This window comes from Algoriphagus sanaruensis (genome assembly GCF_001593605.1).
GTDB lineage: Bacteria > Bacteroidota > Bacteroidia > Cytophagales > Cyclobacteriaceae > Algoriphagus > Algoriphagus sanaruensis.
In genome coordinates, this window is record NZ_CP012836.1 from 3,558,023 (window position 1) to 3,574,429 (window position 16,407).

At 44.6% G+C, this 16,407-nt stretch carries 10 protein-coding genes; all 10 read left to right on the plus strand.

Features of this window, described 5'->3' with window-relative positions; translation table 11 throughout:
* Positions 1-160 precede the first annotated feature (160 nt).
* The 10 genes from AO498_RS15530 to AO498_RS15575 all read left to right on the plus strand — a co-directional run bounded on the left by AO498_RS15530 (position 161) and on the right by AO498_RS15575 (position 16,401).
* Positions 161-955: a hypothetical protein gene (locus AO498_RS15530; protein WP_202814233.1), complete on the plus strand. Its 795-nt coding sequence runs from the start codon at positions 161-163 to the stop codon at positions 953-955.
* On the plus strand, positions 943-2,310 hold the full coding sequence (locus AO498_RS15535; RefSeq protein WP_082792270.1) for an NAD(P)-binding domain-containing protein: 1,368 nt from the start codon (positions 943-945) through the stop codon (positions 2,308-2,310). Before AO498_RS15530 ends, AO498_RS15535 begins: the two co-directional genes overlap by 13 nt.
* On the plus strand, positions 2,307-3,908 hold the full coding sequence (locus AO498_RS15540) for a cytochrome c3 family protein (protein WP_067549698.1): 1,602 nt from the start codon (positions 2,307-2,309) through the stop codon (positions 3,906-3,908). The genes AO498_RS15535 and AO498_RS15540 overlap by 4 nt, the downstream gene beginning before the upstream one ends.
* The gene (locus tag AO498_RS15545) at positions 3,887-4,909 is read left to right on the plus strand and encodes a hypothetical protein (RefSeq protein ID WP_148660263.1); all 1,023 of its coding nucleotides are present in this window, start codon (positions 3,887-3,889) and stop codon (positions 4,907-4,909) included. The genes AO498_RS15540 and AO498_RS15545 overlap by 22 nt, the downstream gene beginning before the upstream one ends.
* 6 nt (positions 4,910-4,915) lie before the next feature.
* Positions 4,916-6,517, plus strand: coding sequence for a TonB-dependent receptor (locus AO498_RS15550; RefSeq protein ID WP_148660264.1), 1,602 nt, complete (start codon positions 4,916-4,918; stop codon positions 6,515-6,517).
* 1 nt (position 6,518) lies between these two features.
* Entirely contained in the window at positions 6,519-7,280 is a 762-nt protein-coding gene (locus AO498_RS15555) for a GW dipeptide domain-containing protein (protein WP_067549704.1), read from the plus strand.
* Positions 7,277-10,387 carry a cytochrome c biogenesis protein gene (locus AO498_RS15560; protein WP_067549706.1) on the plus strand — a complete coding sequence of 1,037 codons (3,111 nt, stop codon included), beginning with the start codon at positions 7,277-7,279 and terminating at the stop codon, positions 10,385-10,387. The genes AO498_RS15555 and AO498_RS15560 overlap by 4 nt, the downstream gene beginning before the upstream one ends.
* A gap of 28 nt (positions 10,388-10,415) precedes the next feature.
* Complete coding sequence (locus AO498_RS15565; protein WP_067549708.1) at positions 10,416-14,891, plus strand: hypothetical protein; 4,476 nt, start codon at positions 10,416-10,418, stop codon at positions 14,889-14,891.
* 106 nt (positions 14,892-14,997) lie between these two features.
* Positions 14,998-15,834, plus strand: a complete 837-nt coding sequence (locus AO498_RS15570) for an N-acetylmuramoyl-L-alanine amidase-like domain-containing protein (RefSeq protein WP_067549710.1) — start codon at positions 14,998-15,000, stop codon at positions 15,832-15,834.
* A gap of 111 nt (positions 15,835-15,945) precedes the next feature.
* Positions 15,946-16,401 carry a (2Fe-2S)-binding protein gene (locus AO498_RS15575; protein WP_067549713.1) on the plus strand — a complete coding sequence of 152 codons (456 nt, stop codon included), beginning with the start codon at positions 15,946-15,948 and terminating at the stop codon, positions 16,399-16,401.
* Positions 16,402-16,407 lie beyond the last annotated feature (6 nt).

Consider the following 16,407-nt stretch of genomic DNA (forward strand, 5'->3'; position numbering starts at 1 on the left):
AAAAAATCATCATAAACAATGATTTTTTATTGAAATCTTAAGGAAATCTTAAGCTAGATTTAACTGACTTGGTATCCGTTTAAACTAATTTTAAACCACCAATACATTCTTTATTACCTAGTTTTCACCCGTAGGCTTTTCCTACAAAATCAGTTTTAAAATGAATAGATTGCTTCATGCCCTATTCGTATGGTCCATGGTAGTAACCGTGGTCGTGGTAACTGCATACCTTTTTTACACGGGTTATGACTACTATTCTCTGCCGGTTGAAGAGCGCTTTTATCATGAACATTACGATTGGTTTAAGCCTTCTGGAGCATTTGGTCATGGATTGGGCATAGTTGGCACTCTCCTAGTCACCATTGGAGTAATCCTCTACATCGCAAGAAAACAATATGGATTTTTGGAGCGGTGGGTGAGAATCAAATACATGCTGGAGTTTCACATCTTCCTCTGCACGCTTGGCCCCATCCTGATCCTTTTCCATACTACGTTTAAGTTTAACGGAATCGTCAGCATCTCCTTTTGGAGCATGGTAGTGGTCGTACTTAGCGGAGTGGTGGGACGATTTATATACATCCGAATCCCTAGAAGTGAGTCGGGCAAGGAACTGGAATTTGTGGAAGTTGAAAATCTTCATAAAAATCTCCAGCTCGAGTTACAAAAATCCGGGCTGCTGCAACTAAGCCAAAGTAATGCCTTGGAGTTTTCAGGCCTACGAACCATTCGGAAAACCATTCGAACCTCCTCTTTGGAAAAAGTAGAACAAAACAGGATTTGGAATCTTGCCAAGCAAGAGTACCTCATTCAGCGTCGACTCAAAAATCTCGATCTGATGAAAAAACTCTTCGAATACTGGCATGTAGCCCACCGTCCTTTCGCCCTAATCATGTTTGTCATCCTTGTAGTCCACGTGATTGCGACCCTAGCCCTTGGTTACCGATGGATTTTCTGATCGATCTATTATTAGAGACTTGGTTTATTTATACCGTCACCTTCCTGATTTGCTTCGGGCTGGTGTTTTTTTATATGGTCCATGAGAAAAATAAATCCAAAGAAATCCAGAAGAAAATAGAGGAGGCAAAAGAACTTGGCCGATTTGAGCCGATTTCACTTCATCCCTTTATTGATCTCGACTCTTGCATAGGAAGTGGCGCTTGTGTTAGAGCCTGCCCTGAAGAAGATGTAATTGGTGTAGTCAATGGAAAGGCCAGTGTCATCAATGCGACCAGTTGCATTGGTCATGGGGCCTGCTTCCACGCATGCCCGGTAGAGGCTATTTCGCTTCGAATAGGCACAGAAACCCGAGGAGTAGATTTACCTCATATTCAGCCCAATTATGAAACGAATATCCCCGGAATATTTATTGCTGGAGAATTGGGAGGCATGGGCTTGATCAAAAACAGCATTGAGCAGGGTGTACAGGCGATCAATTACCTTTCTGAAAAACGACTTCCTTCCACTCCAGGTAGATTAGATCTTATTATCGTAGGCGCTGGGCCTGCAGGTATCGGAGCGGGACTAAATGCGCTGCAACGAGGATTGACCTTTGAAATCCTCGAACAAGATTCTCTGGGAGGCACGGTCTTTACTTTTCCTCGGGAGAAAGTCATCATGACCCGCCCGGTGGATTTACCGATTTACGGGAAGGTGAAATTCTTCAATACTTCCAAACAAGAAGTGCTGACCTTCTGGAAAACCTTAATCAAAGATCATCAGATCACCGTTAGGGAACACACCAAGGTAGAATCCATCCTTCCATTACCCGAAGGCGGATTTAGAATCAAAGCTGCAAACGGAGAGGAATTTGAAGCCAATCAAATCTTACTTGCTTTGGGTCGAAGAGGTACTCCTAGAAAACTGAACATTCCAGGGGAAGATTTACCAAAGGTTTTTTATAGACTCCTCGAACCTGAACATTTTCAAAACATGGATATTCTGGTCGTAGGAGGTGGAGATTCTGCTGTGGAATCAGCCATGCTTCTCATGGATACCAATCGAGTGACCCTTTCCTATCGAAGTGAAAAGTTTGCCCGTATCAAGCCACAAAACCAAAAAAATCTGGAAAATGCGATCGAAAAAGGAAAACTCCAGGTGATCCTGAATTCTGAAGCCCGAGAAATTAAAGAAAAGTCGGTCCTTCTCTGGAAAAAAGACCAAAATACGCAAGAAACAATACCAAATGATCGGGTATTTATCTTCGCTGGAGGGGAACTTCCGCTTCCTTTCCTGAAAAACATCGGCATTAATGTCGAGAAAAAGTTTGGCAAAGTAGTCCGGGTTCATAAAAGCAAATCCAAGAAATCATGACAAAGGCCTGGCTCTTTCTTTCATTGCTTTTTTGGACTTCCATTTCATGGGCCCAGTTGTCTCCTGGTGATTTATCCAAAGGTCACAGCAAATGGGAAGGCATGAAAAATTGTACCCAATGCCACACCATCGGTGAAAAAATTTCCGATCAAAAATGTCTGGATTGCCACAAGGAAATCAAAACCCTAATTGATCAAGATCGAGGATACCATGCTTCGAAAGAAGTAGCGCAAAAAACCTGCGTGGATTGTCACAGTGAGCATCACGGACTGAACTTTGACTTAGATCGATTTGATCAAAAGAAATTCAACCACAACCTCAGCGGCTTCGAACTAGAGGGCGCGCACGTTCAAGTGGATTGTCGGGATTGTCACAAGCCCGACCTAATCAAAAGCCCTGAAATCAAAAAATTAGAAGGTACCTTTTTGGGGATGGGTATTACCTGTTTGGATTGTCATGACGACTACCATCAAAACACCCTAGATAAAAATTGCACGGAATGTCATAATCAAAACGACTGGGCTCCTGCTGATTTATTTGATCATAATCAGGCTGATTTTAAACTGAAAGGTGCTCACGTCGAGGTTGATTGCAAAGATTGCCATCAGGAAACTACCCGAAACGGCAAACCATTTCAGGAATTTTCAGGAATCAAATTCGCCAATTGTGTGGATTGCCACGAGGATGTGCACGAAGGGAATTTGGGAAATTCTTGTACCGAATGCCACACCGAATCGAGTTGGAACCGTCTAAAGCAAGGCAATAAATTTGACCACAACCTCACCTCCTTTCCGCTAGAGGGGCTTCATGTACAAGTAGACTGTAAAGAATGTCATACTTCGGGAAATTATACCCGAAATCTGAAGCACCAAAAATGCATGGATTGTCATAAAGACTATCACGAAGGAGATTTTGCGGATACTAGTCCGGTCCCAGATTGCAACAGTTGCCATACCCTTACTGAGCCATTTACTTACACCACCTACGGACTAGACGAACACCAAAATTCCTCATTTCCTTTAATGGGAAGTCATGAAGCCACTCCTTGTTTCTCCTGTCACATCAGTGAAGACAAATGGGAATTTGCAGACTTGGGAACTTCCTGCGTCGATTGTCATGAAAACATCCACCAGGAATTTATCTCGGAGAAATTTTATCCCAATCAAAACTGCCTGAGCTGCCATTCGGAAAACAGTTGGAGCGAAGTAAAATTTGATCATGCACAGACTGCCTATCCCTTAGAAAAGGCGCATGAGGACGTTTCTTGTAAATCCTGCCATATCCAAGGAGACAGTTTCAATTCAAACTACAGTAATCAAAAATTCTCTGGCCTGAGTCAAAATTGTGTGGATTGCCATACCAATCCCCATGGCAATCAATTTGGACTTCCTGAATCAGTGGATTGTACAAGTTGTCATACCCTTCTTCCAGGTTGGGATGCGGGCAATTTTGATCACGCCAACACCCAGTTCCCATTAGAAGGAAAACATATTGAAGTAGACTGTGCGTCTTGCCACACACCTACCCAAGTACCGAATCAGCCAGAACAGATCTTGTATAAAATCAAAAAATTCGAATGCAGAGACTGTCATTCTTAATATTGACTCAACTCTTGGTGAGTTTTTCGGTGTGGGCTCAAAGCCCTCACGGGGAAAACCTCGTCCAAGACTGCAAATCCTGCCATTCGGCAGGGAGTTGGGGATATGCAGAAAAAGCAGGATTTGATCACGAAAAGACAGGATTTACTTTGGATGGAAGGCACGAGGAGTTGACCTGCGTGGACTGCCATTCTACCTTGATTTTTGAGGAAGCAAAATCGAATTGCATTTCATGTCACTTGGACGTGCACACAGGTTCGGTCGGAAATGACTGCCTCCGTTGCCATGACACCGAAAACTGGCTGGTCGACGAAATCCCGGAACTCCATGAGCAAAATGGATTCCCGCTACTCGGACAACATCAATTGGCAGATTGCGCGTCCTGCCATGTCTCAGAAACCAACCTTCAATGGAATCGATTAGGAGCAGATTGTGTCAATTGCCATTTACCCGATTACCAAAGCACAAACAGCCCAAATCACCAATCCGCTGGATTTTCACTTTCCTGCTCGGATTGTCATGACATTCAAGCGAGAAGCTGGGCGGGTTCAGAAAATTTCCATCAGTTTTTCCCATTGACAGGGGGGCACTCGGTCGCGGATTGTTTTGCTTGCCATCAAGGATCCGATTACAAAGGATTGTCAACTGATTGTATCTCCTGCCATATCGATGACTTTAATGCCACCCAAGATCCCAATCACAAACAATCGGGATTTTCCACGGATTGCACGCTTTGTCATACCACAGAGGCATGGTCCCCTGCCGGATTCCGAGACCATGATGCGGAGTTTTTCCCAATCTATTCGGGAACTCACCGAGGAGAATGGAATTCCTGTGTAGAATGTCATACTACACCTGGAAGTTACAAATCATTCAGCTGCATCGACTGTCATGAACACAGCAATCGAACTGCAGTCACGCGAGAACATGATGAGGTTCGAAACTTCCAGTATGAAAGTAATGCCTGCTATGCCTGTCACCCTAATGGAAAAGAAGACTAAGCCACTATGAAAAAACTGATCCTACTTCTGTTCTTGTTTTTTGGATGGGTGCTGACCGGAAAAGCGCAGCAATCTTCTGCCGTCATGGATTCCATTCAAGGAAAGGTTACCTTTTTAACTTCTGATAATATTTACCTGAATTTTGATCAAACCGACCGAATTCAAGTCGGAGACACCCTATACCGAGTACAAAATCAAAGTAAAATCGCAGTTCTGGTGTTGTATCGAAAATCCTCTGTTTCGGTCATCGCAAAACCAATTCCAGGAAACACCTTTAAAGTGGGAGATCCAATTTTGGCTTTGGTTCCAAAGCCAATTGAAAAGAAGGAAGAAAAACCAAGTCCCGCTCCAACGCCCGTCCCACGAAAATCAACTGCTAAAGTGGCTCCGAAAGTGGAGAAAAAGGAAGAAACCTTGAGGGGCACTGTCGCTGTAAATAATTATTCAAGTTTGACCGAAGGAGATTTTAGCTCTAGATCTGTCGCTAGAATCAGCGCACATGCGGATGATATTAATGGCTCCGGTCTTTCCTTCAGAACCTATGCCCGCTACCGACAAAATAGAATTGATCGAAATGCTCAACAGGATGTTTTTGGGAAATTCTTTTTGTATGAATTCGCCTTGGATTATAATGTAGAAGATCAATTTACTATCACCGCAGGAAGATTTATCAATCGAAACATGGTTTCTGTCGGTGCGATGGACGGACTAAAATTGGAGAAAAACGGAAGAATTGGCTTTGGAGGTGTCGTAGCAGGATTTAGACCTGACCCAGTTTCATTCGGACTCAATACCGATTTACTCCAATTTGGTGCTTATGCCGGATTGTATCATAATAAATCCCACAGCGCATTTACAAGTGTGGGTTTTATGGAGCAGACCAATAAAAGATTGACGGATAGACGCTACTTATACATGCAGCATCAAAGTAATTTATCCGAAAAGGTAAGTCTTTTTGCAAGTTCTGAAATGGACCTTTACCAGAAAGATTCCAGCGGATTGGGTGGAATGTCTACCCGACTTTCCAATTTATTCCTCACCGCTAATTACCGATTTTCATCAGCCTTCAATGTCTCAGCATCCTACGATGTCCGTAGAAACTTTATTCTCTATGAGTCTTTTGCAGAGGAACTAGATCGATTGCTTCGGGATGATCCTTATCGAACAGGACTTCGATTGCGAGCCAATTACCGATTGAGCAAATATGTCCGCTGGGGAGTAGCTATGAGCCGTCGGCTTCAAAGCGACAAAAAGAATGAATATTCTCAAATCAGCTCAACGCTTCAGTTTACCAAAATCCCCGGCATCCAAGGAAACTTGATGCTGATGGGCTCGCTCAACAAAAATGCCTTTCTCAGCTATCAATCCTTTTTGGTACGCTACTCCAAAGATTTTTGGAAAGGAAGAATCACCCTTGCTCCGTATGGTAGATACCTGAATTACAGTTATTTTAATACTGAAACTCCAGATACTTGGCAAGTATATGCCGGGATGGATACCAACTTAGATATTACCAATCGATTGTCGCTTCGGCTGCTTTACGATTACTCCACTCGAAATTCCACGATTACCCATCGATTTAACATCAACCTCACCCAGCGGTTTTAATATGAAGTACCTCAGCACGTTTTCTAAACTACTCCTTATTGGCCTTGTGGCTGGAATTTTTGCCTGCTCCAATGCAAAAAAAATAGAACCTATTTTACCTTCAGAGGAAGGGGACACCTTTACTTTGGTTAATCCTGAATCTTCCGAAGATCCTAATGTGGCAGACCCAAATGCTTGGCATGAAGCCATCATCAAGGAGGTTTTGGCTTCCAACCGGTACTCTTATCTTGAAGTAGAAGAAAATGGAACTCGGATTTGGTTGGCTACCTCCAAAGGAGAATTTTCCCCCGAACAACGGCTTCGCTACCGAGGAGGATTGCTAAAAACAAACTTCAAAAGCGAGGAGCATGATCGTGTTTTTGATAAGCTTTATTTGGTTTCACAAATTCAGGTTCAAGGTCCTTCTACTACTACTACAAGCCCTGAAGCCTCTAGCCCTGGACCTGCAAAAAAGGTAGATCCGTCTACGGTCAAAGGAGCAACCACCATCAAGGAAATCATTCAAAACCCAGGAAAATACAAAGACCAAACCGTGAAAATCTTGGGAACGGTGACCAAGGTCAATCCCAACATTATGGGTAAAAACTGGATCCATGTTCAGGATGGATCTGCTGACCAATACGATTTTGTACTTACTTCCGCATCGAATATTCCAGCTGGACATCAGGTAGTTTTTGAAGGTATTATTCGTCTGGATGTGGATTTTGGAGCAGGATACAGTTATGATATCATTATGGAGGACGCCAAATTTTCCCTACAATGAGCCGACTAAAATCCACTCTTCATCGGATTGACCAAGTATTGTTCGGAACTCGGGCTGCCGGGCTCTATTTACTTTTATTTGCTGCAGCTATTGGAGTTGCCACATTCATCGAAAATGATTTTGGGACCTCCGCTGCTCAAAAATTCATCTATCGGGCCACATGGTTTGAGCTACTCCTAGTTCTATTCTCAGGAACCCTTATTTCGAATGTAATTCGCTACCGAATGGTGGCACAGAAAAAGTGGGCGCAATTGATTTTTCACCTTTCCATGATTTTGATTCTTATTGGAGCAGGTCTCACGCGCTATTTGGGTTACGAGGGAGTAATGCATATCCGGGAAGGAGCCGCCTCCAATTTTATTTATTCCAATGAGCCTTACCTCAATTTTGAAGCGAGTCTGGCAGGACAGACATTCAAATTCGAAGAACCCATTTTGGTGTCCTCTTTAGGTAAAAATGACTTTGAACAAGAATTTCTCTTGGGGAACAAACCTGTAAAAGTCAAACTCCTTTCCATGATTCCTAATCCAAAACAGGAAGTGGAAGTGGTAGATGATGGTGTTCCCGTCTTAAATGTGGTTTTTGGTAGTAGCTCCGGGCGAATGGAGTATTACCTCGAATTTGGTTCAAAACAAACCATCAACGGGGTTAACTTCAACTTTTCGGACGAGTTGATTCCCGGCGCGTTCAATCTTTTTTTCCAGGAAAACACGCTCTATTGGTCTGCTGATCAAGCAGTCAGTGAACGAGTAATGGCTACTCAAGCCTTTTCAAATTTTGAGGCTAATACGCAAAATCCGCTTCAGTTTAGAGCACTTTACAATACAGGCTCTGGCCAATTTGTATTTGGAGGGCTGATTGAAAAAGGGAGGCTAACCGTGATTTCTGAGAAGCAAAAGATTGACCGTAGCAGCTTGCTTGGTCTTGAACTGGAAGTGACCCTTGGCAATGAAACAAAAAACCAAACCATTTACGGTTCTCCCGGGCAACCAGGAAGACCCGCCTATTTCCAGTCAGATGACTTGGTTTTGGCGATTTCCTATGGAGCCAAAGAGGTAAACTTGCCATTTAGCTTGTTCCTAAGGGATTTTGAAATGGAGCGCTATCCCGGCACAAACAGCCCTGCCTCCTATGCCAGTGAAGTTACCCTTGTCGACAACCGAAACGGCACCAACCAAGAATACCGAATATTCATGAATAACATTCTGGATTACGATGGCTACCGGTTTTTCCAGTCTTCTTACGATGGAGACGAGTTGGGTACTTACTTGAGTGTAAACCATGATTTCTGGGGCACTAATGTGACTTATTTGGGCTACGCCTTGTTGACGATAGGCATGGTGATGGTCTTCTTTTTTGGAAATACCCGTTTCAAAAATTTATCTGAAAAACTTCGCCAGCTTAAAGGAGCCTCTATTTTGGTTTTGGCATTTTCCCTTTCCACCTCTTCTTATGGACAAGTGGAGCTCATGCCCCAAGTGCCACAAATTGATGCAGGTCATGCGCAAGTTTTTTCAGGAGTCATTGTTCAGGATTTCCGTGGACGAATGAAGCCCCTGAATACCCTAAGTAAGGAAATGCTTCGAAAAGTGAGTGGATCAGAGACTTGGAATGGAATGAATTCTGACCAAGTTCTGCTTTCGATGTATATCCAAAGTCGGGAATGGTACAGCGTTCCTTTGGTGAAATTAGGAAAGCATGAGCGACTCAACTTATTGCTCGGCGTTGCTGAAGGTCAAAAGGCTGCCTACCGAGACTTCTTTGAAAAAGACGGGACCTACAAACTCAAAGACCTGATCCTTCAAGTAAACAATCAGAATCCTGCAGACCGCGGAGTATTTGAAAAGGAAATCATTAAAGTCGATGAACGGGTCAATATCATGAATCTGATCTTTTCAGGCCGTTTTTTACGAATTTTTCCAGTTGCTAATGACCCAAACAATTCATGGCTGGCACCAAATAGTGTAAATCAAAATCAACCTGAAGCCTCCCGCTTTTTCAATGCCTATAACCAGGCGCTGGAAGAAGGAATTCAGTCAGGAAATTACACTCAGGCCAGTGGATTATTGGAAGGGCTCAAGCTCGTTCAGCGGCAAGTAAGTGAAGATTTAATCCCAAGCGAAGGCCAAGTTTCAGCCGAGCTCCTGCTGAATGACCTACAAATTTTCAGATTTCTGGCCTTGGCAAATACCTTATTGGGATTATCCTTTTTGGCAATTCTTTTTCTATCTGTTTTCCAACCTAACTGGAAATTGGATAAGGTTCTTTGGTTTCTATTTGGCGTCACCTTCTTATCATTTCTTTACCATACCCTAGGATTAGGTCTTCGTTGGTATGTATCGGAAAGAGCTCCTTGGTCCAATGGCTATGAATCCATGATTTACATTGCTTGGACATCTACTTTGGCGGGCTTACTCTTTTCTCGAAAATCACCCGGGGGAATGGCCGCAACCATGATCCTTTCCGGAACCGTGCTGCTAATCGCATGGCTGAGTTACTTAGATCCGGAAATCACTCCTTTAGTGCCTGTTTTAAAATCGTATTGGTTGACCATTCACGTCAGTCTTGAGGCTGGAAGCTATGGATTCTTGATGCTTGGAGCGATTATGGGATTGATCAACCTCTTGTTGATGCTCTTTAGTACGCCTTCCAGTTTGACCAAATCCAAACGAATCATCAATGAACTTTCTCTTTTAAGCGAAATGACACTCACTGGAGGTTTGGTGATGCTTTCTGTTGGAACTTATTTGGGAGGAGTTTGGGCCAATGAATCTTGGGGAAGGTATTGGGGCTGGGATGCAAAAGAAACTTGGGCGCTGGTTTCTATTTTGGTTTATGCCTTCATCCTCCACATGCGACTTATTCCTGGATTACGAGGGGTTTATGCCTACAATGTTGCTACCTTGTTTGGGCTTTCGTCCGTGGTGATGACTTATTTTGGGGTGAACTACTATTTATCCGGTCTTCATTCCTATGCCGCTGGTGATCCAGTTCCGATTCCAAACTGGGTGTATTACTCCGTCATTTCCCTGATTTTAATCAGCTTAGGAGCTTTTGTGAAATATAAAAAGTACTTTCAAAAGAAGTCCGATGCCAAACCTATCTAAGTAAGTTTATCCAGCTTGCAATCAACCCATGAAGCATCTCCTACTCTTCGGTCTTTTGGTTCTCATTTCCATAACTGGATTTGCGCAAAATCCCCATGGAAAGAAATTTTCCATTGACTGTAAGGAGTGTCATACAGTAGGAGATTGGTCATTTAAGTCGATAGAAAATGGGTTTTCACATGATTCTGACACTGATTTTCTATTAAAAGGAAGTCATTCAACGGTTACTTGTACAGACTGTCACCAAACCTTAGATTTTAAGGTTGAAAACCCTGCCTGCGTTTCCTGCCATCAAGATGTTCACCTAAATTCTGTAGGCTCCGATTGTGCTCGATGCCATAATGAAACTGCTTGGCAAACTTTGGATATCCAAAATATCCATGAGCAGAATGGATTTCCCTTGGTCGGCCAGCATCAAGCTATTTCTTGTGAAAATTGCCATGTTTCGGACAATAACCTTCGCTGGGATCGAATTGGAAATGATTGTATTTCCTGCCATCAAACAGATTTTTTAGAAACCGAAAATCCAAACCATGGAGAGGCGGGCTTCTCTACGAATTGCATTGAATGCCATCAAGATTCTGATATCACCTGGGGAACTGGAGATTTTCATCATGAATTCCCGCTAACCGGTGCCCACGCGATCAATGATTGCGCGGCTTGTCATGATACCAACAACTTTGCAGCGGCTTCCCCGGATTGTATTTCCTGCCACCAGCCGGATTACAACGGAGCGAAAAATCCAGATCACCAGGCCTTAGGTTTCTCTCAGGATTGTTCGACTTGCCATACCACAGAGTCTTGGGATGGAGCCCAATTCCCAGATCATGATTTCTTCCCACTAACTGGCGGACACGCGATCAATGATTGCGCGGCTTGTCATGATACCAACAACTTTGCGGCAGCTTCCCCCGATTGTATTTCCTGCCACCAGCCCGATTACAACGGAGCCAAAAATCCAGATCACCAAGCACTCGGATTTAGTACGGATTGTGCGACTTGTCATACCACCGAGTCTTGGGATGGAGCTCAGTTCCCGGATCATGATTTCTTCCCATTAACAGGTGGTCACGCGATCAATGACTGCGCAGCTTGTCATGACGTGAACAACTTTGCAGCTGCATCCCCCGATTGTATTTCCTGCCACCAGCCGGATTACAATGGAGCGAAAAATCCAGATCACCAAGCTTTAGGTTTCTCTCAGGATTGCGCGACTTGTCATACTACCGAGTCTTGGGATGGAGCTCAGTTCCCGGATCATGATTTCTTCCCTCTCACAGGTGGACACGCGATCAACGATTGCGCGGCTTGTCATGACGTGAACAACTTTGCGGCGGCTTCCCCAGATTGTATCTCCTGCCACCAGCCGGATTACAACGGAGCAAAAAATCCTGATCACCAGGCCCTCGGATTTAGTACGGATTGCGCGACTTGTCATACTACCGAATCTTGGGATGGAGCTCAGTTCCCGGATCATGATTTCTTCCCGCTCACAGGCGGACACGCGATCAATGATTGCGCGGCTTGTCATGACGTGAACAACTTTGCAGCGGCTTCCCCGGATTGTATTTCCTGCCACCAGCCGGATTACAATGGAGCAAAAAATCCTGATCACCAAGCGCTAGGATTTAGTACGGATTGTGCGACTTGTCATACCACCGAATCTTGGGATGGAGCTCAGTTCCCGGATCATGATTTCTTCCCACTCACAGGCGGACACGCGATCAACGATTGCGCGGCTTGTCATGATACCAACAACTTCGCTGCGGCTTCACCGGATTGTATTTCCTGCCACCAGCCGGATTATAACGGAGCAAAAAATCCAGATCACCAGGCCCTCGGATTTAGTACGGATTGCGCGACTTGTCATACTACCGAATCTTGGGATGGAGCTCAGTTCCCGGATCATGATTTCTTCCCTCTCACAGGCGGACACGCGATCAATGATTGCGCGGCCTGTCATGATACCAACAACTTCGCTGCGGCTTCCCCGGATTGTATTTCCTGCCACCAGCCGGATTACAATGGAGTCAAAAATCCTGATCACCAAGCGCTAGGATTTAGTACGGATTGTGCGACTTGTCATACCACCGAATCTTGGGATGGAGCTCAGTTCCCGGATCATGATTTCTTCCCACTCACAGGCGGACACGCAATCAACGATTGCGCAGCTTGTCATGATACCAACAACTTTGCGGCGGCTTCCCCGGATTGTATTTCCTGCCACCAGCCGGATTACAACGGAGCCAAAAATCCAGATCATCAAGCTTTAGGTTTCTCTCAGGATTGTGCGACTTGTCATACTACTGAATCCTGGGATGGAGCGCAATTCCCAGATCATGATTTCTTCCCTCTCACAGGCGGACACGCGATCAACGATTGCGCGGCTTGTCATGATGTGAACAACTTTGCAGCGGCTTCACCGGATTGTATTTCCTGTCACCAGCCGGATTACAACGGAGCCAAAAATCCTGATCACCAAGCTTTAGGTTTCTCTCAGGATTGTGCGACTTGCCATACTACCGAGTCTTGGGATGGAGCGCAATTCCCGGATCATGATTTCTTCCCTCTCACAGGTGGACACGCGATCAACGATTGCGCGGCTTGTCATGACGTGAACAACTTTGCGGCGGCTTCCCCAGATTGTATTTCTTGTCACCAGCCGGATTACAACGGAGCAAAAAATCCAGATCACCAAGCGCTCGGATTTAGTACGGATTGCGCTACTTGTCATACCACCGAATCATGGGATGGAGCGCAATTCTCGGATCATGATTTCTTCCCATTAACAGGTGGTCACGCGATCAATGATTGCGCGGCTTGTCATGATACCAACAACTTTGCGGCGGCTTCACCGGATTGTATTTCCTGCCACCAGCCGGATTACAACGGAGCGAAAAATCCAGATCACCAGGCCTTAGGTTTCTCTCAGGATTGTGCGACTTGCCATACTACCGAATCCTGGGATGGAGCTCAATTCCCAGATCATGATTTCTTCCCGTTGACTGGTGGACATGCGATCAATGATTGCGCGGCTTGTCATGATACCAACAACTTTGCGGCGGCTTCCCCGGATTGTATTTCCTGCCACCAGCCGGATTATAACGGAGCCAAAAATCCAGATCACCAAGCCTTAGGTTTCTCTCAGGATTGCGCGACTTGTCATACGACCGAATCTTGGGATGGAGCCCAATTCCCGGATCATGATTTCTTCCCTCTAACAGGCGGACACGCAATCAATGATTGCGCGGCTTGTCATGACGTGAACAACTTTGCAGCGGCTTCACCGGATTGTATTTCCTGCCACCAGCCGGATTACAGCGGAGCAAAAAATCCAGATCACCAAGCTTTAGGTTTCTCTCAGGATTGCGCGTCTTGTCATACCACCGAATCATGGGATGGAGCTCAGTTCCCGGATCATGATTTCTTCCCTCTCACAGGCGGACACGCGATCAATGACTGCGCAGCTTGTCATGACGTGAACAACTTTGCAGCGGCTTCCCCGGATTGTATTTCCTGCCACCAGCCGGATTACAACGGAGCCAAAAATCCAGATCACCAAGCCTTAGGTTTCTCTCAGGATTGCGCGACTTGTCATACCACCGAATCATGGGATGGAGCTCAGTTCCCGGATCATGATTTCTTCCCTCTCACAGGTGGACACGCGATCAATGATTGCGCGGCTTGTCATGATACCAACAACTTCGCAGCGGCTTCCCCGGATTGTATTTCCTGCCACCAGCCGGATTACAGCGGAGCCAAAAATCCAGATCACCAAGCGCTCGGATTTAGTACGGATTGTGCGACTTGTCATACCACCGAATCTTGGGATGGAGCACAATTCCCGGATCATGATTTCTTCCCACTCACAGGCGGACACGCGATCAATGATTGCGCAGCTTGTCATGACGTGAACAACTTTGCAGCGGCTTCACCGGATTGTATTTCCTGCCACCAGCCGGATTACAGCGGAGCAAAAAATCCAGATCACCAAGCTTTAGGTTTCTCTCAGGATTGCGCGTCTTGTCATACCACCGAATCATGGGATGGAGCTCAGTTCCCGGATCATGATTTCTTCCCTCTCACAGGCGGACACGCGATCAATGATTGCGCAGCTTGTCATGACGTGAACAACTTTGCAGCTGCATCCCCGGATTGTATTTCCTGCCACCAAAGCGACTATAACGCAACTCGATCACCCAATCACCAGACTTCGGGCTTTAATACGGAATGTATATTGTGTCACTATACCAATGCTTGGAAACCTGCAGACTTCCGGGAACATGACGCCCTTTACTTCCCTATTTATTCTGGAAGACATCGAAACGAATGGGACTCATGTGTCGAATGCCATACCAACACTGGATCTTATGCAAGTTTCAGTTGTATAGATTGCCATGAGCACAGCAATCAATCTAAGGTCACCAGAGACCATCAAGGAGTTAGAAACTTCGTCTACCAAAGTGCAGCATGCTTTGAATGTCATCCTGATGGCAGAAACTAAATAAACCCTCAAACCTGAGTCATCATTTAAAGTTTTCAAATAAAAATTAGCTGGAAATTTTAGAGATATTTTCATTAAATCTGTCTTTGGAAAAAAGCCAGTGATTATGAAAAAAATCTACTTATTGATCCTTGTCCTCCTCCCATTTTTCACCCAAGCGCAATCCGTTTGCACTCCAGAAAGTCGAGCCAAACTGGAATCTTTTTTAACCCAACTTCCAGCTTTGGATAAAAATCACACTCCCAATCAACTAGCAGTTGAAATTGGGCAATGGTTTTTAAATACGGACTATGTAGAAAAAACTCTTGAGATACCGGGACCAGAACAATTGGTTATCAACTTACAAGGTGTCGATTGTACGACCTTTTTAGAGTCGGTCGTGGCCTTAGCTAGGTTGGCCAAAAGTGGTAAAAATACCATGGGATCCTTCGAACATGAATTGGAAAATATCCGATATCGCTATGGAAAAAACGAAGGCTATCCGAGCAGGCTTCATTATTTCTCAGAATGGATCTCACGAAATGAAGAAAAAGGAATTCTCACCGACGTTACAAAGGAAATCGGTGGCATAGATTACCCAAATGCGCCGACATTTATGACTGAAAACCCTCAGTTTTATCCTCAACTGAGTGATCCTGAAAATCTGGATGAGTTGAAAAAAGCAGAAGTAGAACTTTCCAAAAAGACCTTCCACTTTATCCCAAAAGATAAAATACAATCCCTTGAATCGAAGATTCAATCCGGTGACTTGATCGCAATTACTACTTCAATCAAAAACCTAGACATGGTGCATGTGGGATTTGCTTTTGAGAAAAATGGACGAATCCATTTAATGCATGCTAGCTCAATAAATAAAAAAGTTGAGATTTCAGATTTACCTCTTTCAGACTATCTAGCAGGAAACAAATCCCAATCCGGCATCATGGTTGGCAGGTTGAAATAATTTCAACTCATAGCCAAAACCCTAAACATTCAAGGTGGGAGAGGTAGCTAATCTAAATCCATTCTTATTTTCTAAATTCTTACCTTATTTCCTTATTCGAAATTTTGTCCCATGGAAACATACAATCTTCACATCAATGGCAAAAAACAGGAGGTAACTGCCCCTGAAGACATGCCTTTGCTTTGGGTTCTTCGAGACCTCCTGCAATTAAAAGGAACCAAATTTGGATGTGGTCAAGCCCTTTGCGGTGCATGCACGGTTCATTTGGATGATATTGCTGTTCGATCCTGCAGCCTTCCTATTTCAGAAGTAGGAAATGGAAAAATTACAACGATCGAAGGCCTTTCCAAAGAAGGGACTCACCCACTCCAAGAAGCTTGGGTGGAGAATGTTGTTCCTCAATGTGGGTATTGCCAAGGTGGACAAATCATGTCTGCAGCAGCTTTGCTCAAGCAAAATCCAAGTCCGACAGAGGAAGAAATCGAATCTGTAATGCAAGGCAATCTTTGCAGATGCGGCACCTACAATCGAATCAAAGAAGCCATCCTTACCGCATCTAAACACTAATCCGAT

Bases quoted from the DNA above. Each gene is read 5' to 3' on its own strand.
- AO498_RS15530 (WP_202814233.1), top strand. From the start codon at position 161: ATGAATAGATTGCTTCATGCCCTATTCGTATGGTCCATGGTAGTAACC.
- AO498_RS15535 (WP_082792270.1), top strand. From the start codon at position 943: ATGGATTTTCTGATCGATCTATTATTAGAGACTTGGTTTATTTATACC.
- AO498_RS15540 (WP_067549698.1), top strand. From the start codon at position 2,307: ATGACAAAGGCCTGGCTCTTTCTTTCATTGCTTTTTTGGACTTCCATT.
- AO498_RS15545 (WP_148660263.1), top strand. From the start codon at position 3,887: ATGCAGAGACTGTCATTCTTAATATTGACTCAACTCTTGGTGAGTTTT.
- AO498_RS15550 (WP_148660264.1), top strand. From the start codon at position 4,916: ATGAAAAAACTGATCCTACTTCTGTTCTTGTTTTTTGGATGGGTGCTG.
- AO498_RS15555 (WP_067549704.1), top strand. From the start codon at position 6,519: ATGAAGTACCTCAGCACGTTTTCTAAACTACTCCTTATTGGCCTTGTG.
- AO498_RS15560 (WP_067549706.1), top strand. From the start codon at position 7,277: ATGAGCCGACTAAAATCCACTCTTCATCGGATTGACCAAGTATTGTTC.
- AO498_RS15565 (WP_067549708.1), top strand. From the start codon at position 10,416: ATGAAGCATCTCCTACTCTTCGGTCTTTTGGTTCTCATTTCCATAACT.
- AO498_RS15570 (WP_067549710.1), top strand. From the start codon at position 14,998: ATGAAAAAAATCTACTTATTGATCCTTGTCCTCCTCCCATTTTTCACC.
- AO498_RS15575 (WP_067549713.1), top strand. From the start codon at position 15,946: ATGGAAACATACAATCTTCACATCAATGGCAAAAAACAGGAGGTAACT.